This window comes from Luteimonas sp. 3794 (genome assembly GCF_031456825.1).
Lineage (GTDB): Bacteria > Pseudomonadota > Gammaproteobacteria > Xanthomonadales > Xanthomonadaceae > Luteimonas.
The window spans coordinates 62,867-87,080 of the sequence record NZ_JAVDVJ010000004.1 but is presented as its reverse complement, the minus strand read 5'-3'; the positions used below and the strand labels follow the sequence as shown (position 1 = coordinate 87,080).

16 protein-coding genes and 1 pseudogene are annotated in these 24,214 nt (G+C 64.8%); 11 read left to right on the top strand and 6 right to left on the bottom strand.

What is annotated here, in order from left to right; all coding sequences use genetic code 11:
• Positions 1–25 precede the first annotated feature (25 nt).
• Both J2X52_RS08285 and J2X52_RS08280 read left to right on the top strand, forming a co-directional pair.
• Entirely contained in the window at positions 26–1,918 is a 1,893-nt protein-coding gene (locus J2X52_RS08285; RefSeq protein ID WP_310151428.1) for a M48 family metallopeptidase, read from the top strand.
• A 76-nt stretch (positions 1,919–1,994) separates the two neighbouring features.
• A complete protein-coding gene (locus tag J2X52_RS08280; RefSeq protein ID WP_310151425.1) occupies positions 1,995–2,882 on the top strand; it encodes a DMT family transporter in 888 nt (295 codons plus the stop codon).
• Here J2X52_RS08280 and J2X52_RS08275 read toward each other — a convergent pair.
• The gene (locus tag J2X52_RS08275; RefSeq protein WP_310151421.1) at positions 2,879–4,483 is read right to left on the bottom strand and encodes a choline dehydrogenase; all 1,605 of its coding nucleotides are present in this window, start codon (positions 4,481–4,483) and stop codon (positions 2,879–2,881) included. The two genes, J2X52_RS08280 and J2X52_RS08275, sit on opposite strands and share 4 nt — an antisense overlap.
• A gap of 117 nt (positions 4,484–4,600) precedes the next feature.
• Here J2X52_RS08275 and J2X52_RS08270 point away from each other — a divergent pair, with 117 nt between their 5' ends.
• Positions 4,601–5,956 carry an MFS transporter gene (locus J2X52_RS08270; RefSeq protein WP_310151418.1) on the top strand — a complete coding sequence of 452 codons (1,356 nt, stop codon included), beginning with the start codon at positions 4,601–4,603 and terminating at the stop codon, positions 5,954–5,956.
• A gap of 317 nt (positions 5,957–6,273) precedes the next feature.
• Here J2X52_RS08270 and J2X52_RS08265 read toward each other — a convergent pair whose 3' ends face one another.
• Positions 6,274–8,751, bottom strand: a complete 2,478-nt coding sequence (locus J2X52_RS08265) for an acyl-CoA dehydrogenase (RefSeq protein ID WP_310151414.1) — start codon at positions 8,749–8,751, stop codon at positions 6,274–6,276.
• Positions 8,752–8,938: 187 nt separating this feature from the next.
• Between J2X52_RS08265 and J2X52_RS08260 the strand changes: the two genes are divergently transcribed.
• From J2X52_RS08260 to J2X52_RS08235, 6 genes and pseudogenes are all read left to right on the top strand, one after another.
• On the top strand, positions 8,939–9,559 hold the full coding sequence (locus J2X52_RS08260) for a TetR/AcrR family transcriptional regulator (RefSeq protein WP_310151413.1): 621 nt from the start codon (positions 8,939–8,941) through the stop codon (positions 9,557–9,559).
• A gap of 240 nt (positions 9,560–9,799) precedes the next feature.
• Positions 9,800–11,083, top strand: coding sequence for an aspartyl/asparaginyl beta-hydroxylase domain-containing protein (locus tag J2X52_RS08255; protein WP_310151410.1), 1,284 nt, complete (start codon positions 9,800–9,802; stop codon positions 11,081–11,083).
• Positions 11,084–11,112: 29 nt separating this feature from the next.
• The gene (locus J2X52_RS08250) at positions 11,113–11,577 is read left to right on the top strand and encodes a hypothetical protein (protein WP_310151408.1); all 465 of its coding nucleotides are present in this window, start codon (positions 11,113–11,115) and stop codon (positions 11,575–11,577) included.
• 12 nt (positions 11,578–11,589) lie between these two features.
• Positions 11,590–13,275: a putative 2OG-Fe(II) oxygenase gene (locus J2X52_RS08245; protein ID WP_310151405.1), complete on the top strand. Its 1,686-nt coding sequence runs from the start codon at positions 11,590–11,592 to the stop codon at positions 13,273–13,275.
• Between the two features lie 271 nt (positions 13,276–13,546).
• Positions 13,547–14,705: pseudogene (locus J2X52_RS08240) on the top strand (IS3 family transposase); the annotation flags it as partial.
• A gap of 96 nt (positions 14,706–14,801) precedes the next feature.
• Entirely contained in the window at positions 14,802–15,254 is a 453-nt protein-coding gene (locus tag J2X52_RS08235; RefSeq protein ID WP_310151884.1) for a hypothetical protein, read from the top strand.
• A 153-nt stretch (positions 15,255–15,407) separates the two neighbouring features.
• Here the strand turns inward: J2X52_RS08235 and J2X52_RS08230 are convergent, their stop codons facing one another.
• The 3 genes from J2X52_RS08230 to J2X52_RS08220 form a co-directional block, all read right to left on the bottom strand.
• The gene (locus J2X52_RS08230; RefSeq protein WP_310151402.1) at positions 15,408–18,329 is read right to left on the bottom strand and encodes a TonB-dependent receptor; all 2,922 of its coding nucleotides are present in this window, start codon (positions 18,327–18,329) and stop codon (positions 15,408–15,410) included.
• Positions 18,330–18,585: 256 nt separating this feature from the next.
• Positions 18,586–19,437 carry a hypothetical protein gene (locus tag J2X52_RS08225; protein WP_310151399.1) on the bottom strand — a complete coding sequence of 284 codons (852 nt, stop codon included), beginning with the start codon at positions 19,435–19,437 and terminating at the stop codon, positions 18,586–18,588.
• Positions 19,438–19,541: 104 nt separating this feature from the next.
• Positions 19,542–20,444, bottom strand: coding sequence for an Hsp33 family molecular chaperone HslO (locus J2X52_RS08220; protein WP_310151396.1), 903 nt, complete (start codon positions 20,442–20,444; stop codon positions 19,542–19,544).
• Between the two features lie 59 nt (positions 20,445–20,503).
• On the opposite strand from J2X52_RS08220, the gene mtgA reads away from it, so the two are divergent.
• Together mtgA and J2X52_RS08210 are read left to right on the top strand one after the other, a co-directional pair.
• Positions 20,504–21,262: a monofunctional biosynthetic peptidoglycan transglycosylase gene (gene mtgA / locus J2X52_RS08215; protein ID WP_310151394.1), complete on the top strand. Its 759-nt coding sequence runs from the start codon at positions 20,504–20,506 to the stop codon at positions 21,260–21,262.
• Entirely contained in the window at positions 21,259–22,239 is a 981-nt protein-coding gene (locus J2X52_RS08210) for a glycosyltransferase family 2 protein (protein WP_310151391.1), read from the top strand. Before mtgA ends, J2X52_RS08210 begins: the two co-directional genes overlap by 4 nt.
• A gap of 4 nt (positions 22,240–22,243) precedes the next feature.
• On the opposite strand, the gene J2X52_RS08205 is transcribed toward J2X52_RS08210, so the two are convergent.
• Positions 22,244–24,214: an AsmA family protein gene (locus tag J2X52_RS08205; protein ID WP_310151388.1), complete on the bottom strand. Its 1,971-nt coding sequence runs from the start codon at positions 24,212–24,214 to the stop codon at positions 22,244–22,246.

The following is a 24,214-nucleotide window of genomic DNA, read 5'->3' as shown; positions in this document are numbered from 1 at the left end:
ACCCATTACCAATCTCGGCCTCTGCATGAACTTCTTCGAACGCCAGGCCCAGGCGCGGCGCAACAGCACGCGATTGATTGCACTGTTCTCGCTCGCGGTGCTGGGCATCGTGGTGATGGTCGGCGTGCTGGTGGTGCTGATCGTCGGCCCGCGCCCCGGGCCGCTGCTGGCGGCCGCGGTGGCGACACTCGCGGTGATCGGTCTGGGGTCGCTGTTCCGCATCTCGTCCTTGCGCAGCGGCGGCGAGACGGTGGCCCAGCAGCTTGGCGGCGTGCCGGTGTCGGAAGACACGCGTGATCCGCAGCTGCGCCGCCTGCGCAACGTGGTCGAGGAGATGTCGATCGCGTCCGGTGTGCCGGTGCCGAAGATCTACGTGCTCGAGCAGGAGGCCGCCATCAACGCGTTCGCGGCCGGTTACTCGACATCGGATGCCGTGGTCGCGGTGACCCGGGGCGCGCTCGACCGGCTCAACCGCGACGAGCTGCAGGGCGTGGTGGCGCACGAATACAGCCATATCCTCAATGGCGACATGCGGCTCAACATCCGTCTGATCGGTGTGCTGTTCGGCATCCTGATGATCGGCATCATCGGCCGCAAGATCCTGATCCACGGCCGCGGCTTCCGGAACAGCGCGACGATCGTGGTGATCGTGGGCGCGCTTGCGGCCATGGCGGTCGGCAGCCTCGGCTTGTTGTTCGGCCGCATGATCAAGGCCGGCGTCAGCCGTTCGCGCGAAGTGCTGGCCGATGCATCGGCGGTGCAGTTCACCCGGCAGACGGCCGGCATCGCCGGGGCATTGAAGAAGATCGGCGGCCTCGACAGCGGCTCGCGCCTCGCGCACCGCGAGGACGCCGAGGAAGTGAGCCACATGCTGTTCGGCGACGGCGTGGGCCTGAGCGGGCTGTTTGCCACGCACCCGCCGCTGATCAAGCGCATCCAGGCGCTGGAGCCGGGGTTCCGCCCGGACCACCTGACGCGCCTGCAGCAGCAATGGATGACGCATCCCCCTGACGGCCTGCAGGAAGACCTGGCGCTGGGTCTGGTGGCACCGGGTGAAGCACTGCCGCAGAAGGATCGTGCGCTGGCGGTAACGCCGCCGATGGTCGCCGCGCAGGTCGCGCATCCGCACGACGACGACTACGCGCGCGCGCATACGCTGGTCATGGCGATCAGTGATCCGCTGCACGATGTCGCCACGCATCGCGAGGCGGCGATGCCGCTGGTGCTCGCGCTGCTGTTCGACGACAACGAGGGCGTGCGCGGGCGCCAGCACGCCGAGATCGTCGCCCGGATGGGCGCCTCGGTCGCGACAGAGGCCGGCCATCTGCGCGAGACGCATCTGCTCGAGTTGCATCCCATGCTCCGTATGCCGCTGGCGTCGCTGGCGTTCCCGGTGCTGCGTCGGCGGCCGCGTCCGGAGCTGGCGACATTCCTCGACACCGTGCACGCGGTGGTGCATGCCGACCAGAAGGTCTCGCTGTTCGAGTACTGCCTGGGCCGGTTGCTGGAAGTCCAGCTGCGCGAAGCACTCGACCCCGGGCGCAACATCCGTTTCGGCCGGCGCAAGCCCGGCAATGTGAAACAGGAGTTCGCGACGCTGCTGGCCGTCGTCGCGCAGGCCGGCAACCCCGGTGACAAGGCCGCCGCGCAACGTGCGTACCTCGCCGGCATGCAACGCGTGCTGCCGCGCGACCATGTGCCGTACGCACCGCCAGCGGGCGGCGTGCAGGCGCTCGACGATGTCTGGGAGCCGCTCGACGCGCTCGATCCTTTGGCCAAGCAGGTCATGGTCGAGGCGATCACCGCGGCGGTCAGTCACGACGGCCGGGTCAGCGTGGCCGAGTCCGAACTGCTGCGGACGATCTGCGGCGTGCTGCATTGCCCGCTGCCGCCCACACTGGAACAGCTTCCGCATTGAGCCGCCTCGCCGAAGGTCGCAGTGACGCGCGCGCGCCTGCAACCGAGGATGGCGGTATGGCCCGCCCGGACGACGCATGACCGACTCACGCCCAGCGGCGTCGCACACGACCCTCGGGACGGCGTTCGTCCTGTTGTGGTGTACGGGCTACATCGCCGGCAAGCTGATGGTGGCGCACGCGGCGCCGATGACCGCGCTGGTCTGGCGCTTCGGCGTGGCAGGGCTGGTGTTCGCTGGGCTCGCGCTCATCGCACGAGCGCCCTGGGGGAGTGCGCGGTCGGTCCTGCACAGCGCCGTGACCGGCGTGTTGATGCTCGCGCTGCAGTTCGGCGGCGTGTATCTGGCCTTGTCTTGGGATGCGAGCGCCGGCGTGGCGGCGCTGGTCATCGGCACGATGCCGATGGTGGTGGCGGTGTTGGCGGTGGCAGGCGGAGACGAGCGCTTGGCACCGGTGCAATGGGCGGGCTTGGTGCTCGGCATGGCAGGCGTTGCGCTGGTGGTCGCCGACCGGATCGACGGCACGACCGGATGGGCCGCATGGCTTGCGCTGCTCGCCGGCTTGGCGGGCATCAGCTTTGGCACGGTCTATCAGAAGCGGCATGCCTCGCAGGGCGATCTGCGGGCGGGCCTGGCGGTACAGAATCTTGCGGCGACTGCGGTCTTGCTGCCCGGTGCACTGTGGCTCGAAGGGTTCCGCTTCGCGCACGCATCCGGCTTCTACCTGCCGATGCTGTGGACCGTCGTCGTCAACTCGCTGGGCGGGTTCGCGCTGTTGTTCGTGCTGATCCGGCGCGGCGCAGCCACGCGGGTCGCCGCATTGTTCTTCCTGATGCCGCCGGTGACCGCACTGTTCGGCAGCTGGACCCTCGGCGAGCATCTCACCGCGCTCAAGCTCGGCGGCTTCGCACTCGCTGCAGTCGGCGTGTGGCTGGTGACGCGACCCACTCCCCACGCAGTGCGTTAGCCCGCGCGGACACCTGCGGCGGCGCGTTCCGCGATCATGATCACCACTGCATTGGTATTGCCGCCGGGGAGCGTCGGCATCACCGACGCGTCGATGACGCGCAGCCCCTCGACGCCGCGTACGCGCAGTTGCGGATCGACCACCGCAGCGTCATCGACGCCCATGCGGCAGGTGCCGATCGGGTGGTAGACCGACTCGGCTTTCGCGCGGACGAAGTCGGCCAGTTCGGTATCGGTCAGATCGGTGCGCGCGGGGAAGATCGGCGCGCCGCGGATGCCGTCGAATGCGGCCTGCGACAGGATCGTGCGCGAGATCCGCGCGCACTCGACCATCATCTTCAGATCGAAGCCGTCCGCATCGCTGAGATAGTTCGCCTCGATGCGCGCCTTGTCGCTGATGCGGTTGCTCACCAGGGTCACACGGCCGCGGCTGCGCGGGCGCAGGAAACAGGCATGCAGGGTATAGCCGTCGCCGGCCAGGCGGTTGCGGCCGTGGTCGTCGAGCATCGCCGGGACGAAATGGAACTGGATGTCGGCTCGATCGTCGGGCGCGAGCGGCGAACGGTAGAAGCCGCCGGCTTCGGCAATGTTGCTGGTGCCGGGACCGCGACGGCCGCGGGCGAAGTAGTCCCACGCGATCGCGATATCGCTGGCGCGGTCGTAGGTGATGCGCTGGGTCGCATGGAACAGGGTGCAGATGTCGAGATGGTCCTGCAGATTGCCGCCGACGCCGGGCGCATCGTGCACGACCTTCAGACCCTGTCGACGCAGATCGTTCGCCGGGCCGATGCCCGAGAGCATCAGCAACTGCGGCGTATTGATCGCGCCGCCACACAGCAGCACCTCGCGCGTCGCCGGCTGGTGGAACGCGCCGCGAGCGGTGGAGTAGACCACGCCGGTCGCGCGGCCGTGTTCGAACGTCACCCGGCTGGCAAGCGCGCCGGTCTGGATCGTCAGGTTCGGGCGCGCCCGGGTGTCGCGATCGAGATACGCGGTCGCGGCAGAGCACCGCGCGCCATCGCGCTGGGTGACCTGGTACAGACCGACGCCCTGCTGCCGCGGGCCGTTGAAGTCGTCGTTCGCCGGCAAGCCCGCCTGCTGCGCGGCCTCGACGAACATGCGCGAGACCGGATTGACGTAGCGCAGGTCGGACACCGTCAGCGGCCCGTCACTGCCGTGCAGCGCATCGCTGCCGCGCGTGTTGCCTTCGCTGCTGCGGAACCACGGCAGCACCGCGTCCCACGACCAGCCTTCGGCACCCTGCTTGGCCCAGTCGTCGTAATCCGCCGGGACGCCGCGGATGTAGCACATGGCGTTGATCGAACTCGACCCGCCGAGCACCTTGCCGCGCGGCCACCACAGGGTGCGCCCGTCGAGCTGCGGCTCCGGTGCGGTGTCGTAGTCCCAGTTCACACCCTTGCGGTTGACCAGCTTCGCCAGCCCGGCCGGCATGTGGATGAAGGGGTGCGTGTCGTTCGGACCCGCTTCGAGCAGCAGTACACGCACGTCGGGATCGGCGCTGAGCCGATGGGCGAGCACGCAGCCGGCGGAGCCGGCGCCGACGATGATGTAGTCGTAGACGGGAGCAGGTCGGGGAGGCATCGCGGCACGTGAGGCAAGGGGGGTAGAGCATATGCTCCGCGCATCGGACCGTGCTGGCCATGTGCTGGTCGCCGTCATGGCGTTGCGTTACCGTGCCGCGTCCGCCAGGAGCCCGCCATGCGCCCCCCCGTCATGACGCCGCCACGCCCGCGGCTGCGCGCCGCGCTGGCGGAGTCGCCGCCGCTGTGGTGGGCGCTTCTCTATTTCTTTTGCCTGCTCTGCGGCTACTACGTGCTGCGTCCGGTGCGCGATGCGATGGGGGCATCGTCGGATGCGTCGACGGTGTTCCCGATCTTTCTGCTGGACTGGGCCGCAACGCGCGGTATTGCGCTGGGCGAGTTCACGCTGCAGGTGCTCTTCAGCGCCACCTTCGTGGTGATGCTGCTGCTGCAGCCGCTGTACGGCGCGCTGGTATCGCGCTTTCCGCGGCGGGTGTTCCTGCCGGTGGTCTATCTGATCTTCATCGTCTGCCTGCTCGGATTCCGCTGGGCATTCGAGACGAACCTGTCTGGGCGCGGCGCGCTGTTCTTCATCTGGATCGCGGTCTTCAACCTGTTCGCGGTCACGGTGTTTTGGAGCTTCATGGCCGATGTCTTCGACAACGAACACGCCAAGCGCTACTACGGCTACATCGGCGCCGGCGGCACAATCGGCGCCTTCGTCGGGCCGTTCATTACCACGATGCTGGTCGGCCGGATCGGCGTGGCGAACCTGACGCTGGTGTCGGTCGGCTTTCTGTGCGTGTGCCTGCTGTGCATCCTCAAGCTGCGCAGCTGGGCGCGGCGCAACGAGGCGACGCGCGCCGAGCAGGGCGAGCAGGCGATCGGTGGCTCGATCTGGGCGGGCCTGAAGCTCATCGCCGTCGATCCCCTGCTGCGCGGCCTGGCGATGCTGATGTTCTTCGGCGTCGGTGTCGGCACGCTGCTCTACAACGAGCAGGCCGCGATCGTCCGCCAGTACTACCCGACCGCCGAAGCGGCGACGCGCTACTACTCGATCATCGACTGGGCGGTCGCCAGCCTGACGATCCTGGTGCAGTTGCTGCTGACGCGCTGGCTGCTGCGCCGTTATGGGGTGGCGCCGCTGTTGCTGTTGCCGGCGGTGGCGATCCTGGTCGGCTTCGCGCTGTTGTCGGCATCGCCGCTGCCGCTGCTGATCGCGACGGTCCAGGTGATGACCCGCGCCAGCGAGTTCTCGCTGGCCAAGCCGGCCCGCGAGACGCTCTACACTCGGGTAAATCGTGAATCACGCTACAAGGCCAAGGCGGTGATCGACACCGCCGTGTATCGCGGCGGCGACGTGACCTTCGTCTGGGTGCACAAGGCACTCTCGGCGCTGGGTTCGCAGGTGGTGTTCTTGGCCGGTATCGGCATCGCCCTAGGCATGACCTTCGGCGCATGGCGGGTGATCCGCGCCGAGCGCAGGCTGCCGGAACAGCCGGTGCCAGGCGACACCCACGGCAAGCAGTCTTGAACGCCACGCACTCCGCCTGACTGCTGCAAGACGCGTGGCCCATCCGCCGCCGCGTCCGACCGGCGTGACAGGCGTCCGATGACGCTGTTCCTGTCCAGCAGGCCCGGTCTTTATCGCGCCGCACCTCAGGGCGTCCACGCCTGCAGGTGGCACATGCTGCCGCGGTTCACTCGCGGTGACCGTGAGTCAGAGTGTGTCGACGGCGTATCGCACTCTGGTTGCCATGACCCCCTTTCCGCGCAGCATGAAACGCCGAGAGTCGGATACGACAACGGCGGGATAACCCGCCGTTGTCGGTGTCGCGTGGCGTGACGGACTCAGGCCGCTTCGCGGGACTCGTCGGACGGCTGCGTCGGCGCGCGGTAGCCTGCCGAACGCAGTTCCTCGGTGTCGAAATCGTCGACGGTGATCGCATCGAGCGTGATCTCTCGCAGCTCGACCAGCAGCGCACGCTCCTCAGCGGTGATGTGGCCTTCGCGCACGGCCTCTTCCAGCTGCGCGTCGTAGTCCAGCGCCTCGATGCCCTTGCTCTTCATTGCCTTGAGAAACTTGCGCTCGACCGGCTCGGCCGCAATCGCCTTCGCCAGATAGCTGTTGATACGGCCACCCGGATTGTTCTCGCAGGGCGTCATGAACACACCCTCCGCCAGACGCGAACGCGCCTCGTTCGGTGCCATCAGCAGCGCGGCGACGCGGCGCGACAGGCGATCGCCAGGCGCCTCGGCGCGACGGCCCCACGGGAAGATCAGCAGCCACATCAGCCAGCCGACCGGACGGATCGGGAAGTTGCGAAGGGCAGCCGACAACGCGAGTTCGATCTTGTGCACGCTGTCGTGGAAGGCCCATGCCAGCAGCGGCTGATCGGCCTGCGGAGCACCTTCATCGTGGTAGCGCTTGAGCATCGCGCTGGTCATGTAGACATGGCTCAGCACGTCGCCCAGACGACCCGACAGCGATTCCTTGAACTTCAGCTTGCCGCCGAGCGTCAGCATCGACACGTCGGCCATCAGTGCGAGGTTCGCGGAATAGCGATCAAGCTTGCGGAAATAGCGGCGGGTGTAATCGTCGCCGGGCGCCGAACCGATTTTTGCGCCGGTGAGGCCGAACCAGAACGAACGCACGGCATTGGAGATCGCAAAGCCGATGTGGCCGAACAGGTTGCGGTCGAATTCCTCGAGACCGCGCTGCGCGTCCGGATCCTGCGCCGCCTTCATTTCCTTCATGACCCACGGGTGGCACAGGATCGCGCCCTGGCCGAAGATCAGCAGGCTGCGCGTCATGATGTTCGCGCCTTCGACCGTGATCGCGATCGGCGCCGCCTGCCAGCTGCGGCCGGCGAAGTTCTTCGGGCCGAGGATGATGCCCTTGCCGCCGACGACATCCATGACGTCGCTGATCACTTCACGGCTCATCGAGGTGCAGTGGTATTTGGCGATCGCCGACGGCACCGACGGCACATCGCCGCGATCAACAGCGGCCGCAGTCGCCTGCGACAGCGCGCTGATCATGTAGGCCTTGCCGCCGATACGCGCGAGTGCTTCCTCGACGCCCTCGAAACGACCGACCGACAGGCCGAACTGCTTGCGGATGCGCGCATACGCACCGGTCACGACCGCGCCAGCCTTCGCGCCGCCCGAGGCGGTGGAGGGCAGGGTGATCGAACGGCCCACGGCGAGGCATTCGTTGAGCATGTTCCAGCCCTTGCCGGCCATTTCGGCACCGCCGATCAATTGGCTCAACGGGATGAAGACATCCTTGCCGTGGATCGGGCCGTTCTGGAACGGCGAGTTGAGCGGGAAATGGCGACGGCCGATTTCCACGCCAGGGGTGTCGCGCGGCAGCAGCGCCAGCGTGATGCCGATGTCGTTGGTGTCGCCGATCAGACCGTCCGGGTCGTACATGCGGAACGCGAGGCCCACCAGCGTCGCTACCGGGGCCAGCGTGATGTAGCGCTTGTCGAAGTTCAGGCGCACGCCGAGCACGTTCGCGCCGTTCCACTCGCCCTTGCAGACGATGCCGTAGTCAGGGATCGAGGTCGCGTCGGAACCGGCGAACGGACCGGTCAGGCCGAAGCAGGGGACTTCCTGGCCGATCGCGAGGCGCGGCAGGTAGTAGTCCTTCTGTTCTTTGGTGCCGTAATGGTTGAGCAGTTCGCCCGGACCAAGCGAGTTCGGCACGCCGACTGTCGAGCTGACCACACTCGACATCGAGGCCAGCTTCTGGATCACCTTGTGGTGCGCCAGCGCTGAAAAACCGAGGCCGCCGTACTCTTTCGGAATGATCATGCCGAAGAATTTGTTGACCTTGATGTAGTCCCACAGCTCCGGCGGCAGATCGGCGTGGACGTGGGTGATCTCCCAGTCGTTAATCATGCTGCAGAGTTCCTCGACCGGACCGTCGAGGAATGCCTGCTCCTCGGCGGTGAGCTGCGGCTTGGGATAGTCGAGCAGCTTCTGCCAATCGGGATCGCCGGTGAACAGCTCACCCTCAAAACCGACCGAACCGGTTTCAAGCGCGATGCGTTCGGTCTGCGACAACGGCGGCAGCACCTTGCGGAAGAACTTCAGCAGCGGCGTGGTGATCAGAGATTTGCGGACCGGCGGAATCAGCAATGGCACCGCGATCGCGGCGACCAGCAGTGCGGCGATCAGCGTGGCGACGCCGTTGGCTCCGAACAGCCGGCAGGCGAGCAACACGGTGAACGTGAGCGCCGCCCAGTAAACGAGGCGAAGACGGTGGTAGGCGGCGAAGGCACCCACCAGCAGAAAGGCGAGGAAAGGGATCGCGACGCTCATCATCAACTCCGGCAATCGACACTACAGAGAACGGGGCCGGCGCGAGGCCGGCTGCACGGGCGGGATCCCGATGCTGACCGTACGGTCGAGTATGGTGACGGTTCCCAGTGGTGTCAATGCTGCCAGTCGCCCTGTGTCGGGGGCGTCGATACTGTTGCGGATGGATGCGTATGGATAGACTGTCGCGATGAGCAGACCTGCCCCGAAACTTGCGGTGACCGCCCAGCCGGCCGACGCTTCCCCCCCCGAACGTCCGAGCCGTCTGAGCGCCGACGACTGGGCCCAAGCCGCCCTCGATCTGATCGCCGAAACAGGGGTCCAGGCAGTCGCCGTCGAACCGCTTGCGCGCCGGCTCGGCGTGACCAAAGGCAGCTTCTACTGGCACTTCCCCTCGCGCGATGCGTTGCTGCAGGCCGCGCTCGAGCGTTGGGAAAACGTCGAACAGGAAGCGCTGTTCGGTGCGCTCGAGAAAGTGCCAGACGCACGCGAGCGTCTGCGCGCGCTGTTCCACATGGTCGCGCGCGAGTACAAGTCGCACGTCATCTACAGCGCGCTGCTCAAGGCGCAGGATCATCCGACCGTGCATCCGGTGATAGAGCGTGTCTCCAAACGCCGCCTCGATTACCTGACCGCCTCGTTCCGCCAGGCCGGCCTCGGCCGCGAAGACGCGCAGCATCGCGCGCGGTTGACCTACGCTGCATACGTCGGCTTTCTGCAACTCAACCTGCAGCTGCATCAAGCGCGGATGCAGCAGGACGAGTTTGACGCTTACGTCGAGCATCTGGCGCAGACGCTGGTGCCGGCTTGAGTCGCTCTGGGATCTCCATGCGTCCCGGCTGTTAAGTTATGGCGAGGTGCAACCCTGAGGCGGGCACGCACATCGGGTACGCTGGCGTGCGGTTGTGATCAAAAGTGCGCGTCAACGGTTCTGGCCCGGCCGCCACCTTTGTGTTTCATGTTGTTGTGTCGGATGTTTATGGCCCTCTCTGATGATTCTCAAGGCCAGACGGCATGTCCTCTTCCCGGTGCACATATGAGGATCGCGAACGTGGCCACATCTTTGTCTGAGCTGGTGGGAGCGGCGGCGGCGGCGGCGGCGGCTGGGCGCTGGCAGGAGGCCGAGCGCATATGGGAGCAGGTCAAGCAACTCGACGGCGGCAACGTGCAGGCCTTATTTAGCCTCGGCGTACACGCCTTTCAACGTGGAGACGCGACGGCCGCGCTGGAATTGCTTCAGGCCGCACGCGCGCAAGCGCCCAAGGATCCAATGCTTGCTGTGACCCTGTCTCGTGTTTTCCGGGAACTCGCTCAACCGGAACGGGAGTGGGAAGCAATTGTCGATGCGTTGAGGATCGATGCTTACTTTTTACCAGGCCTGCTTGGCAAGGCGGAATTTCTTGAGCGCCGAGGCCGCACCCGGATGGCTGCAGCGGCCTTCCGAGATGCGTTGACGGTCGCTTCCGACGAATCGCAATGGCCACCTGCATTGCGACGTCGACTCGAACACGCGCGAGCGCTGGTGCAAGCTGATACTGACGGGCTGACCGCTTATCTCGCGCACCGTGTCGCGGCAACACGCGCCACGGTCCATGCGACCTTGGCCGACCGCTGGGACGAAGCAGTCTCGATCCTTGCCGGCAGGACCCGTCCTTATCGCTCCGAATGTAATCAGCTGCACGTGCCTCGGCTGCCGGCTATCACATTTTACGATGATGCGCTGTTTCCTTGGATGCGCGAACTCGAGTCACGCACCGAAGCGATTAAATCGGAACTGCAGAGCATGCTTGAGAGTAGTGGTGACGCATTTGTACCCTACATCCAGTACAGGCCAGGTGACCCGGTCAATCAGTGGGACAAGCTCAATCATTCGCGCAACTGGAGCGGTTTTCATCTGTATGCCCATGGCGAGCCGGTGCAGGCGCATCTGTCACAGTGCCCGCGTACTGCGGAAGCACTGGCATTGGTAGATGCAGCGGAAATTGCCGGCCTGTGTCCGAACGCGATGTTTTCCGCACTTTCGCCCGGCGCGCACATTCCGCCGCACACGGGCGAAACCAATGTGCGTCTGGTGGCCCATCTGCCCTTGGTCGTGCCTGACAAATGCATGTATCGAGTGGGCTACGATCGGCGGAAATGGCGCGAGGGAAAGTGCTGGGTTTTTGACGATACGATCGAGCATGAGGCCCGCAATGAAAGCGATCAGATGCGGGTGATTCTAATGTTCGACGTTTGGAATCCGCTGCTGAGCCACGCCGAGCGGGAGATGGCAGCGGCGCTGGCGGGTGCAATGCGCGAATGGCGCAGCGCGGGCGAAGTGGAGCGAATGCTGTGAGGTACTTTCAAGCCCCCACCAGAGGTGCAATGACGATGCGTTGCGTGGCGCTCCTCCTCATGTGGTTGCTCATCTCTCCTCTGGCTGCCCAAGAGCCTGCCCATCCTTGCGCCAGGCTGGCCGGGCCCGCCGCGCGACTGGCCTGTTACGACGCAGCGTTTCCCCTTTCCGCTGAAGTTGTCGAAACGGAAGCGCGGCAAGTACAGGCCGCTTTTGGTTTGAACGGACCGCAAGCGCCATTGCGCAGTACCGACGACGGGGCCGACGGTTCGGCTTCCGATGGTTTCGAAGGTCGGGTCGTCAAGGTGGATTACGGGCCAGGTGGGCTGCGCAGTTTCAGGTTCGAGAATGGACAGGTCTGGATACAGACCGAGGCGCGCGGCAGTGGTCATGTGCAGGACGGACAGATCGTGCAGTTGCGCAAGGGAATTCTGGGCAGCTACCAGCTGGTCACCCCGGCCGGCGTGGTGCTGCGCGTACGTCGCTCGCGCTGAGCAGAGAGCGTGATGGTACTTCCCGCGCGTCCCTTGAGTTCTGCGCAGGCGGTGCGCTTCACACAGGCGGTCGCGTTGCTGCAATCCGGGCAGCACCCGCAGGCACTTTCTATTGCCGAAACGCTGGTCCGCGAGGCGCCCCAGGCAGCAGACGCCTGGCAATTGCTCGGCATGTGTCTGGCCGATGGCGGACACGCGACGCAGTCCGATGCGGCGTTCGAGCACGCACTCGATCTGCTGCCGGGCAATGCCTCGGTCTCCAGCAATTACGCGATGTGCCTCGCGCGCCGCGGAAAGTTATTGCGGGCGCGAGACCAGTTCGAAGCGGCGGCACCTGTGCTGCGTAAGGCGCTCGCCCTGTCAGACCAACTGGTTTCTGCCTGGGTGGATCTGGGTGTGGTGCTGCGTCGTCTGGGGCGCATTGACGAAGCGCTCACTGTGCTCCGGCGCGCAGAGCGCATGCTGGAACAACGCGGCGCCGACGTGTTTGAAGTGCGTGACGCGATCAACGGTGTACTGGCGGATGCCGGGCGACCGGCGGAGGCGTTGGCAGGTGCGCGCGCTCTTGTGGCCTCGCATCCGGATCGTGCGCCGGCCCATGAAACGCTGAGCACGCTGCTCTGGGAGCACGGCGCGGCGCACGCGCCAGACGAGGATCCGATGCGTGTGTTCGGCGCTGCGGCGCAGGCTCAGTCGGGCAACCTTCCTTTGCAGTTGTCGTTCGCACGCATGTTGCTGGCAGCCCGGCGCCCGGATGAAGCCCTCGCGGTACTTCACCCGTTACGCAAGCGTGAGCCCGAAAATGCATTGCTGGCGTGGTTCGCCGCGGACGCCCTCGATGCACTGCACGAGCGCGGGCAGGCGACGCGGCTGTATGACGCTGCCTCGCGTGGCGCGCTGGCAGAACTGCCGGAATTTCTCAATGCGCGCGCGCGGCATGCGTTTCGCACGCAGCGATTCGATCTGGCCGCGAGTTGCGCAGAGAATGCGGTGAAACGAGATCCAGGCAATCAGGAAGGCTGGTGCCATCTGGGCACGGCATGGCGGTTGATCGGCGATGCGCGGGAGCACTGGTTGTGCGACTACGAAGCGCTGGTTGGCGATGTCGAAGTCGCGCCTCCGCCGGGGTACGCCGATATGGCCAGCTTCCTGGTGTCCCTTGGCACCACGCTCGAGGGCATGCACACTGCTAGCCGCGAGCCGGTGAACCAGAGTGTGCGTGGTGGCTCGCAGACGGCCGGTCAATTGTTCGGCCGCGACGACCCGGTCATTCGGGCGGCGGAAGACGCGCTGCGGACCGCTGTAGAGCGCTGGCTGATGACCTTGCCGGCCAGCGCGACCCACCCGTTTCTAGCGCGAAAACAGTACAGTGTGCAGTTCGTCGGGTCGTGGTCGGTGCGGCTCAATGCGTCGGGGCGTCACGCCAACCATCTGCATCCGAGGGGCTGGGCGAGCTCCGCTTTCTATGTTGCGCTGCCGAACGAGATATTCGCGCCGCCCGCCCCGTCGCACGCCGGATGGCTCCAGCTTGGACAGCCACTGGAAGACCTAGAGCTCGACCTGCTACCGCGCCGCATCATTCAACCGCGACCCGGTCATCTCGCACTGTTTCCGTCCTACATGTGGCATGGAACAGTTCCGTTCGAATCGGCGGAATCGCGACTGACCGTCGCATTCGATATGCAGCCCAAAATTTAAGTGAATTCGTTAGCAGACCTGACCAGATCTGAGAGGATCTGGCCATGAAGCGATGTCCGAGTGTGGTGGCTGCCGGCACTAACAGTTGAGCAACGGACGGCTGAAGTCTCGCGCCTATGGTTGGCGTTTCAGCTGGAGATCGGTGTGGGATTCGGTACGCGTACCGGCTGCCACGAAGCTGCGCCGGCTGGAGTTGTTCGTGCTCGGCAGGGTTCTACCCCGATTTCGCGGACACATCCACCAAGGCTCACACTGAGCAAAAGGAGTGTCCATGTCGAAGCGCATGCGTCACAGCCCCTGAGTAAAAGCGGGAGCTCGTGGATCTGGCCCGGCGATCGAAGTCGAGTTGCCGCCAGATCGCCCTGGAGGTCGGCGTCGCCCCGGCCCTGTTAACCCGTTGGGTGCGGGAAGCTGATGCCGGTGGAACCAAGGCCTTTCCTGGCGGCGCAACCCCGCGCGACGAGGAGCTTGCCCGCACCAAACGGGAGTTGACGCGGGTCACGAAGGTGCGTGATTTTTTTAAAGACGCGGCGGCGTATTTCGCGAAGCAATCACCGAACGGTACACGGTGATTGAGTACTGCCGCAGCAGATTTCCTATTGGAAATGATGTGCCGTTGCCTTGAAGTGTCGACCAGCGGTTTCTACGCCTGGTCGGGGCGCAAACCGGGGCATCGGGCGCAGGCCAGTGCACGTCTGCTGATCCGGATGCGGGAGATGCACGCCGACAGCAAGGGTGTTCTCAGCGTTCCGCGCATGCGTGATGAGTTGGGCGATGAGGGCGGAAGCGCCAGCCTCAATCGGGTGGCGCGACTGATAGCAGCGAACGGGCTTTGTGGCTGGCCGCAGCGCAAGAAGCGTCGGCTCGGTCAGAAGCCGGTCAGTCGCCCGGTCGGAGTCGAGAATCTGCTGGAGCGCGATTTCGGCGCCTTCGAGCCCGAAACCAAGTGGGTGACGGACATCACCGAGATCTCGACGACCGAGGAAAAGCTGTTCTTGTGCGTGGTGCTGGATCTGTACTGCAAGCGAATTATGGGCTGGTCGATGCACCATCGCCAGGATCGTCGGCACATGGTCGTGCGGGCCGTGCAGATGGCGTTGTGGCAGCGGGAAGGCGAACGCGACGTGATCTAGCACTCCGATCGCGGCGGACAGTTCATCGGCGGTACCTGCCAGACGTTCTTGGGCGGCAACGCCTTGGTCTGCGGCATGAGCGCGGTCGGCCATTGCGGCGAAAACGCGGCGTGCGAAAGGTTCTTCGGGGTGCTCAAGCGAGAGCGCGTGCACCGCAACCACTACCGGACCCGGGACGAGGCGCGTGCCGATCTGTTCGACTACCTGTAACGGTTCCACAATGCGCGAATGCGGCGTGAAGTTGCCCGGCGTGATCGGGAGCTTCAGGCCTTAATCAAACGATCCGTGGGAGCGGGGTACCCCCCCCCATCTTGGTCCGGAAAGGTGGGGGTTCGCCACGTGCGCTACGCGCCTTTTGCCCCGGGTATCGCGTCGTGTAATCCTCTGTGCGGCATGGTCCGTCTGCTGTGCGCAAGTGTGCGGGCCCATGAAGTTTCCCGCCTCATTTGCGGCGGGCTCTCTTTAATATTCGAGGCATACGCGATGCACGTTGATTCCGATGATTCGATCCATCTGTTCAAGCATTCCACAATCTGCGCCTCATGGCAGCGTTGTGGGTGTCATCTGACATTCTTCGCCACTTTGGTCGCCGGCCTGTCGTTTGTCGGGCCTGCAGTGGCCCAGGACGTTCAAGTGAGTCCTGAGAACACGAACGTGCAAGCCGCCGCACCAGTGCCATCCAGCACGAGTGCTAAGGTGTGCCGGTTCGAGGATGTCACAGGCAGCCGGATGAGAAAGCGGGTCTGTCATACGCCTGAGCAGTGGGACGCGCGCGAAAGAGCGGCGCAGGCCGCCGTCCGTGAGCTGGATGGGAAATCAGTAGCTGGGAGCGAGGACGGCAACTAGACGGCCGGATGGATGCAGCCGGGCTGTGTGACGGTTGCACAGGCGTCTGTTGTCTTCTATCCGAAATGCGATTCGGCGCGCGTCTAGGCCGGAAACACCATAAAAAAAGCGGCGGGTCGAAGCCCGCCGCTTTTTAATGGCACTTGTCGGGGGTCAGAACTTCAGCGAGACGCTGCCGAAGATGTACCGACCGACCTGGTCATAACCACCGACTGCGTTTGCATTGGCGGCGAAGCTAGCAGAACCTACAAAAGGCGGTTCTTTGTCGAGCACATTGTTGACGCCCAGGGACACGACAGCCTGTCCAACGCTCACGCTGCCATTCAGGTCGAGATAGTTGTAAGAGGGAACGCCATCACCAACCCAAATGTTGCTGCTCAACGCGTTGCCGTTCACATCCTTGTAGTCAGTACCGCTGATGTAGCGCCAGCGCAGACCCGCGGAGTAGCGATCCCAAGCATAGTTCGCCGAGGCGATGTGACGCCACCTGGGTGAGTTGCCGCAATCGTTGTTGATCAAGCCCTGGCACTCGTAAGCGGTGCTTGGTTCCGACTCCAGCGGCTGAGTAAACTCCTTCAGCACATAGTTGCCTGCGAGGCTGGTGCTCAAGCGGCCCGGCCCAACGCTGAAAGAGTAACTCGCGCTGAGGTCGAGGCCAGAACGCTTATACACGCCGATGTTGTCAGGCAGGTTGATGATGTGGCCCGCCAGAGGATCCGACGCTTGTCCGATCCACAGGTCATATTGGCCAGCGCGTGCATCTCGCCGGATCAGGTCGCAATACTGGTTGGACTCCAGGCAGAGCCTCTGGATGGTCTCGTTGCCGATACCGTCGATCGCGCCCTCGATCTTCACGCTGTACCAGTCTAGAGCCAGGTTCAGGTTCTCGATCGGTTCGATAGCGAAACCCACGGTGTAGGTGTCGGCCACTTCCGGTTCAAGGTTAGGGTTGCCGCCGACCAGGCCGAAGTACTGCTCTGCCGGGTTGACGGGTACGTTGCCATAGGCCGAAATCGGTACCCCTGTCCGCGCGCACTGCTCTGCCGTGTAGTCCAGGCTCGCTACGGGGCCGGCGCAGTAATCCACTTCACCGTCCAGCGCGATGCGCTGCGTGTAATACAGGTCGTTCAGGCTGGGCGCACGCACGGCGCGGTTGTATCCGGCGCGAACCAGCAGCTTGTTGTCCCAAAACGTGCTGCTCAGGCCTGCCTTGTAGGTCTCGTAGTTCCCGGAGGTGTCGTCGTCCGAATAACGGAAGCCGAGCGACGCATCCAGACGGTTGAACGCACCTTGACCTACGAACATCGGTAGGGCGGCTTCCAGAAAGAAGTCGTTCACAGTATTGGATGCATTCACCGGCAGATTCGCCGCACCTGCACCGGCAAAGTTACCTGCGGCAGAATCGCCGTCGTACTCGGTGTTATACGAGTAGTCGCGCCGCTCCATGCCGAGGGCTAGGCCGATCTCCTCACCATCCGCGCTCGGGAAGCCCCAACCGATGTAGCCGTTCGCTTCCGCGGACAATGAGCGGTAACTTGTCTTGTAGATGCTGAAGCTCGTGCCGGCCATCGCGGCGGCAGCTTCAGGAGAGATGTTGTCGTTCCAGATGTCGTACAGCGTGCAACCCGCGAAAGTGCCATAGGTGGGGTCAATGCAACCCAATGCGGCTGCGGCAATGCTGGTGTTCAGGAAGTCGTTTTTGCCGATATCGATGGTCTTGGTCTTGCCAGACAGCACTGACACGTCGTAAGTCCAGGACGAGTCGAAGAGGGAGCCCCTCACGCCGGCAGTAATGCGGTGGGTGGTGTCATCGCTGAGATGGATGCGCGGGCCACCTTCCACGTTGCGCTTCCACAGCGTCACCTGCGCCTGATCCGTTGTGACGCCGGCGTCGGCGCACAGGCTGCCGATCAGCGGGTTGTCGCAACCCACGATGACCGGCACGCCGAAAGCTCCCGATTCCGCAATTTGCTGATCAGAACTGCGCTCAAGGAAAAGCGCCTCGATATAGGGCTCGAAGTACTGGTTGACCTCATAGCTCGCCATGAAGCCTGCAGTCGTACGTTTGTCAGGGCGCTGGTAGAAGTTCACCGGCGCGTAGTTGTACAGATAGCTGCCGTTTTCGTAGCCGCTACCGTTGTAGACGTAATTGGCATTTGTGCCGGTCGGCCATGGAATCACACCGTTTTCAAACTCGCCGGTTTCCGGATTGAGCACCGGTCCATACCGGTTGACCGTGAATCGGCCGGGGTTTGCAGTGCCGGAGCCGCCGCAGGCGCGAGAGGTCGCAGATACGGCGCAGGTCGAGTAGTCACGTTGGGCCTGGTACAGCGGGTCATTTTCGCGCCACGTCAACCAGCCCACCGCATGACCCCTGTTGTCGGCAAAGCTGCCGCCCACAATGAGGTCCGCATTGCGGCTGATGCCGTCAAAGCCGGAACCTCCTGTTGGATAGTCAAAGCCGGCCGCCTCGTTGAGCGCCTGTATCTCCCGATTGTCATTGTTGTGCTGGTAGGCGGAGTAGCCGAGGTTGAGGCTGACGCCTTCAAACTTGTCGTCCAGAACGAAGTTGACCACGCCAGCCACAGCGTCCGCGCCGTAAATGGCCGAAGCACCGCCGGACAGGATGTCGACGCGCCTGATGAGGGCTGCCGGGACGATGGACGGGTCAGTGACTTCATTACGGCTGGCAGGCAGGCGACGCCCGTTGACCAAGGTCAGCGTGCGCTCGGGGCCCAGGTTGCGCATCGAAATGGTGGCATGGCCGTAGGAACCGTTGTTCTCGAAGTTGTCGAAGCTCAGATCGACTTGTGGTGACTGGTTGACCAGATCCTCGACCGTCGTTGCGCCGTACTGGGTGAAGTCTTCTCCGCTGATCTCTGTAATTGGGCTAGAGGCGGTGAACGTCTGGCTTTTGATGCGTGAGCCGGTAACCGTGATCGTGTCGAGCTCGGTGGCGCTCGTCGACGCTGGCGCATCCTGGGCAAGAGCAACCCCGGTGCCGGCGATGCTGGTCATCCCCGCGATGAGTGCGAACGTGATCGCATCCCGCAGCTTGTTAGTCTTCAAAATCATCTCTCTCTCCAGTGAGTCGTAGGAAATCCCCGGCGAGATCTACCGTGTCGTCAAGCTAGACGCCAAAAACGGCAAACCACTCTTCGATACTAGCGAGGCGCAGAGAAAAATTAAAGAGGCGTTAAGAAAAGATCCGAGCCGCGTGAAGTCGATGTAGGAGGGCGCGATTCGCTAACGCGCTGCGCCTGGCATTGCGGATCACGCGATGCCAGAGTGCGAGTAACGGAGGGAGTGACGCGAGAGTGAGCAGACCGGATCAGAGATCCTGCTGGTACCGGATATACGGCACCGCACCCTCGTCGTCCGCGTTCTCAGCCATCTTCGAGAACGGGTTCTTGCCGCGCGTGATCACGTTGTCGGCGCCGACCGTGAGCTGGCCGCTCCACGGGGTGCGCCAGCTGACACCGAGGCCCACGCCCTCCCATTTCGGGAGGCCGGGGGTGTCGACGACCTGGCCGACAATGTTGGCACTGAAGCGGCCGATGCCGCCGCCGACGCTGAGGCTGCGGCTGGTCCAGTGGTCGCTGAGCGTGGCAGGCGCTGCCGAGGTCGGGATCAGCGTCGCCTTGGCCAGCGTGCCGGCCAGTGACACGTAGGCATCGTCACCGATGTCCTTTTTCGCGAAGACGGTCAGATCGTTGAGATCCACCTGTCCTGCCGATCCGGCGCGCGAGGGGCTGAGGAAACCGGGCAGCGTGTCGCGGCCTTCGCCAAGTGTCAGGCCGATGCCGCTGCCGGGGCGCGTCATGCTCGCCGTGGCGCTGGCGCGTCGGGCGCCTGGCGTGTTGTCGCCGACCGAAGCCAGCTGACAGTTGCGCGCCAGGCTGCTGACCGCACCGTTGAAGCTGCTTCCCGGACTGCAGAGCAAAGCCAGGGAACTGCCGGATTCGAGTCCGAATGCGGCGTCGAACTGGCTTTCACCGAAGCGCCAGCGGCGGCTCGACTGGCTGGCTGTGGTGGGTTCGAGGACCAGGAAGGCCTCGACCTTGCCGGACGTGTCGAGCACCGGCAACACGGTCTGGTTGCGTTTTTCCTGCGCGGCCGCGCCCGCGGCCGCCGTGAGGGCGAGGCCGAGGGCAAGTACAAGGCGTGTGACAGGCAATCGCATGGCGGTTGTGACCCGGGCTCCGCCCGGAAGTTCCCCTATCGTCGAGCCAGAACTCTAGAACATTTATATTTCTTTAACAATCAGCCTTCGAGGCCTGGATCGCGTTACTGCAACCGATCCGACACTTCTACATCGGCCTCGGGCGTTTCGAGCAACCGATCGATCTCCTCGGCGCTGAATCGGTAGTTCTGCCCACAGAACTCGCAGATCACTTGGGCCTCCCCGTCGACGACCGACGCGCGGGCCTCTTCGGCCCCGAGCGACACCAGCATTTCTTCCACGCGTCCCCGTGAGCAGGAGCAGCCGAACGCCAGTGGCCGTTCCCCGAGCAACTGCGGCGCGTCTTCCGGAAACAGTCGCGAAAGCAGCGTCTCGGTGGGCCATCGAAGCAGTTCCGCCGTCGACAAAGTGTCAAACAGTAGGCTGGCGCGATTCCAGCCGTCGCCGTCACCTTCGTCGCCCGGCAGCTTCTGCAGCATCAGGCCGGCGGCTTCGTCGCCGTCGACCGTCAACAACACGCGCGTGGGCAACTGTTCGGACTGGCGGAAATAGTCCTCGAACGCGCCTGATAGCGACTCGGCCGTCAGCGCCACCAGACCCTGATAGCGGTTGGGCTCGCGATGCGGCGAGGGGTTTTCGATCGTGATCGCCAGCAGCGCGTCGTCACCGAGCACGCGCAGATCGCGGGAGACGTCCGCGCCGTCTCCGTCGAACCGGGCGATGCCGCGGATCGTACCGGCGGCCGTGCATTCGGCGAACAGAGTGCGCATCGGGCCCGGCGCGCGCAGTTGCACCGACAGGCGGCCGTCGACCTTGGCGTGACCGGTAAACAGTGCCGACGCCACGCAGGCTTCGCCCAGCATCTCTTCGATCGCCGGCGGGTAGGGCCCGTTCGCGCGCACGGCCTGCCAGGCCTCGCGCAGATGGACGCGCACGCCGCGTACGCCGGCGGTCTTCAGCAGGAAGCGGGACAGGCGGTCGCTGTCGGGCTGAGCGGTGTCGGTCATATCGGCTCGCGATGGGATTTCGATTGGCGGCGTCGAGGGCGACCGATAGAGTGGCCGCCATGGAACAACCGGCTCTCCGACATGGGGACGGCACTGCCGTCCCGCAAGCACGCCCTTCGTTCGCCCGTCGCTGGCTGCGCCGGCTGTTGTGGCTGGGCGTCCTGCTCGCCGTGCTGCCGGTGTTGCAGGTGCTGGCGCTGCGTTTCATCGATCCGCCGTTTTCGAGCTTCATGGCGATCCGGCAGGCCGAGGCCTGGATCGGCGGAGAGCGCGATTTTTTCCTGTATTACCAATGGCGTGATCTGGATCGCATCGCGTCTTCGCTGCCGGTCTCGGTGATCGCGGCCGAGGACCAGAATTTCGCCAAGCACCGCGGATTCGATCTGGACGCGATCGAGCAGGCGCGCGCACACAACGCGAGCGGCGGACGCATGCGCGGCGCCAGCACGATCAGCCAGCAGACCGCGAAGAACCTGTTTCTGTGGGGCGGACGCAGCTGGGTGCGCAAGGGACTGGAGGCTTACTACACACTGCTGATGGAAACGCTGTGGCCGAAGACGCGGATCCTCGAGGTCTACGTCAACGTGGCCGAGTTCGGCGATGGCATCTACGGCGCGCAGGCCGCGGCGAAACGCCATTTCGGCAAGGATGCGGGCCAGTTGAACGCAGGTGAGAGCGCGCGACTGGCGGCGGTGCTGCCGAGTCCGCAGCGTTACAGCGCCTCACGCCCCGGGCCTTACGTGCAGAGACGGGCGCAGTGGATCCAGCGTAACGCGCGCCAGATCGGCGGCGAGTCGTATCTGGAGACGCTCAAGTGAGCGCGCACGATCGACTGACCATCGTCATCGCCGCGTTCGACGAGGCCCATGCGCTACCGGTCCTGCATCCGCGCATCGCCGCGGTGATGGAGACGCTCGCCGCAGATGGCATCGAAACACGTGTGCTGTATGTCGACGACGGCAGTGGTGATGCGACCTGGCAGGTGCTGCAGGGCATCGCGGCAGGCGACGCGCGCGTGGCGCTGCTGCGGCTGTCGCGCAATTTCGGCAAGGAAGTCGCGCTGACCGCAGGGCTGGATATGGTGACCGAGGGCGCGGCGATGATCCTCGATGCCGATGGGCAGGATCCACCGGAACTGATTCCGCAGTTCGTTGCGCACTGGCGCGACGGCTATGACGACGTGCACGGTACGCGCATGAGCCGCGAGGGCGAAAGCTGGCTCAAGCGATCGACCGCGCATCTGTTCTACCGGGTGATCCAGCGTCTGGCGAAGACGCCGGTGCCGACTGACACGGGCGACTACCGCCTGCTGTCGCCGCGCGCGCTCGATGCGCTGCGCCAGTTGCGCGAGCGGCATCGTTTCATGAAGGGACTCTTCGGCTGGATCGGATTCAACCGCATCGCCGTACCGTATGCGCGCGAGCGGCGTATCGCGGGAGACACGAAGTTCGGGTTCTGGCGCCTGTGGAATTTCGCGCTGGACGGCGTGACGAGCTTTTCGACCGCGCCCTTGCGCCTGGCGACTTATGTCGGCGTGTTCACCGCGTGCGGGGCGATCGCATTCGCGCTCTACGTGATCGGAAAGGCCTGGATGTATGGAGACCGCGTTGCGGGTTGGCCGACGATGATGGCGGTGATCCTGTTCCTGGGCGCGGTGCAGCTGGTCGCGCTGGGCGTGATCGGCGAATACCTGGGGCGGCTGTACGAGGAATCCAAACAGCGTCCGCTCTATCTCGTCAGTGCCTGGCAGCCCGCGCCGGGGCCTGGCGCAATGCAGACACCGGCAGACGTTTGATCGCCTATTTCGCGTAGGCCCCGCCGCAGCCGCTGTCTTCGCCCCCGCCGAGTTCAAGCGTGGCCAGCAGCGCCGCTGGCGGTGCGATCGAGCCGAGGGCCAGTGCAATCGCGCCACGCAGGCCGAGTCTGGCGAGGTCCGGGCGGAAACTCGGCGAAGCGAACGTGCCGCCGATCGTCAACGGCGTACGCAGCGCAAGAATGCTGCGGTCCTTGGGGCGCGGTCGCAGCAGCAGGTCCAGTTGCTCTTCGCGCAGATTGATCGTGCCTTCGCCGAGGATGATGGTGTCGGTGGTGTCGAACGCAAACGCACGCGTTTCCATCACACCACGCTGCACGCCGAAGTCCGCAAACGCACAACGCACCGGAATCTGCTTGTCCTTGCCGATCAGGTACTTCAGCGTCTCGTAGATGTCGATACCGGCCAGTTCCACCAGCAGATTACTGACGCGCCCGGCGCCCATGCCGATGGCGACGTCACCGTTCGCGCTGCCGAGCATCGCAGCGACCGAGTTGCCGGTGCCCACGAGAGTGAAGTCGCCGCCGATCCGTCCGACCGCATCGCCGGCCAGCGTGTCGGGTGGGAACAGCCCGCCCAGACTGATGCGACGCACGGAGGCCTGAAGACGGGTCTGGATGACGTCCTGGCGCGCATCGAGCCGGACGGTGGACCGGATGTTGCCGCCGGCCATGCCGAAGTTCAGCGGATCGAGCTGCAGCAGGCCGGCGTCGAGCTTCAGATGCGCATCCATGTCGTCGATCGGCAGCTTCGGCGCATTGATGCGCTGCGCGCGCAGGCGCACGTCGGCATCCATCGAGCGCAGCTTCGCGAGATCGTAGGGCGTGTCCGGCAGCACGCGTCCCTTCGCCGCGAGCGCGCGTTCGCGTTCGACGAGTTCGGGATCCAGGGCGTCACCTTCCGCGTCCGGCGTGCCGCCGATGAAGCCTGCAAGATCGTCGAAGTCGAGACGTTTGGAGACCAGGTCGGCCTTCAGGAACGGGCGTTCGCCGCCGAGCGTGATCGCGGCAGAACCGCCGAGATCGCTCTGGCCGACCTTGCCGGTGAAGCCGTCGTAGTGCCAGGTCGTGGCGTCGCGTGTGAGGCGGCCATCGAGTGCGTAGGGCGGCGTGTCAGGCAGTGCGACGCCGACGAGTGGAAACAGGTCGGCGAGGTTACGGCCAGATAATGCGAACTGCAGGTCGAAGTCGCGCAGCTGGAACGGGGCGATGAGGGAGCCGCGGACGTGCGCGCGGGTTGCGCCGGCGCGCGCACGCAGATCGATGCGGTAAGGCTTGTCGGTGTCCTGCAGCGCCAGCGGCGATTCGGCCACGCCTTCGAGCGTGAACGGATTCTGCGTCCAGGTGCCGCCACCTTCGATTCCGATCGCGGGGGCGGCATCCGCGTCGCGTCGCGATTCGCGACTCGCCAGCCGCACATCGATGTCGGTTCCACCAGGTGCATCGAGATAGCGCAGTCGTCCGTCTTCGACCCACAGCCGTCGGATCTGCGGCGAAGGTCCCTCGCCCCCATCGCCGAACGCGATGTCCCAGTTGCCGCTGCCGCCTTCGGGGTTGGTCTCCAGACGCAGGATCGGCTTCACGAGCCGGATTTCAGGCAGTCGCACCTGCCGCTTGAACAGCAGCGGGAACACCTCGACCTGGATCTCCAGCCGCTCGACCGAGGCCATGGTCTGCGAGTCGGACCAGTCCGCATTCGAGAACCGCAATGCGTCGGCGCGGACAGTCGTGGTGCGGCCCAGATCGACGTCGAGATCGCCGCCGATCACCAGCGTGCGCCCGGTGCGTGCTTCGACGATGCGTTCGACCGGGCCCTTGAACCAGTTCCAGTCCCAGAGCAGCACCAGCAATACGATCGCGACCAGCAGCACGAGGGCGACCACGCGCAGCGGGCGTGACGATGTCAGTCGCTGGAAGCGCGAACGCGGCGATGCGGAAGGTGGGGGCGTGGTCGTCAT

What these genes read in the sequence shown, in the direction of transcription:
- J2X52_RS08275 (WP_310151421.1), bottom strand. Translation starts at nt 4,483, where the DNA reads ATGCCTCCCCGACCTGCTCCCGTCTACGACTACATCATCGTCGGCGCC.
- J2X52_RS08205 (WP_310151388.1), bottom strand. Translation starts at nt 24,214, where the DNA reads ATGACGACCACGCCCCCACCTTCCGCATCGCCGCGTTCGCGCTTCCAG.
- J2X52_RS08230 (WP_310151402.1), bottom strand. Translation starts at nt 18,329, where the DNA reads ATGATTTTGAAGACTAACAAGCTGCGGGATGCGATCACGTTCGCACTC.
- J2X52_RS08245 (WP_310151405.1), top strand. Translation starts at nt 11,590, where the DNA reads ATGGTACTTCCCGCGCGTCCCTTGAGTTCTGCGCAGGCGGTGCGCTTC.
- J2X52_RS08250 (WP_310151408.1), top strand. Translation starts at nt 11,113, where the DNA reads ATGACGATGCGTTGCGTGGCGCTCCTCCTCATGTGGTTGCTCATCTCT.
- J2X52_RS08260 (WP_310151413.1), top strand. Translation starts at nt 8,939, where the DNA reads ATGAGCAGACCTGCCCCGAAACTTGCGGTGACCGCCCAGCCGGCCGAC.
- J2X52_RS08220 (WP_310151396.1), bottom strand. Translation starts at nt 20,444, where the DNA reads ATGACCGACACCGCTCAGCCCGACAGCGACCGCCTGTCCCGCTTCCTG.
- J2X52_RS08235 (WP_310151884.1), top strand. Translation starts at nt 14,802, where the DNA reads ATGGTCCGTCTGCTGTGCGCAAGTGTGCGGGCCCATGAAGTTTCCCGC.
- J2X52_RS08280 (WP_310151425.1), top strand. Translation starts at nt 1,995, where the DNA reads ATGACCGACTCACGCCCAGCGGCGTCGCACACGACCCTCGGGACGGCG.
- mtgA (WP_310151394.1), top strand. Translation starts at nt 20,504, where the DNA reads ATGGAACAACCGGCTCTCCGACATGGGGACGGCACTGCCGTCCCGCAA.
- J2X52_RS08265 (WP_310151414.1), bottom strand. Translation starts at nt 8,751, where the DNA reads ATGAGCGTCGCGATCCCTTTCCTCGCCTTTCTGCTGGTGGGTGCCTTC.
- J2X52_RS08225 (WP_310151399.1), bottom strand. Translation starts at nt 19,437, where the DNA reads ATGCGATTGCCTGTCACACGCCTTGTACTTGCCCTCGGCCTCGCCCTC.
- J2X52_RS08285 (WP_310151428.1), top strand. Translation starts at nt 26, where the DNA reads ATGAACTTCTTCGAACGCCAGGCCCAGGCGCGGCGCAACAGCACGCGA.
- J2X52_RS08270 (WP_310151418.1), top strand. Translation starts at nt 4,601, where the DNA reads ATGCGCCCCCCCGTCATGACGCCGCCACGCCCGCGGCTGCGCGCCGCG.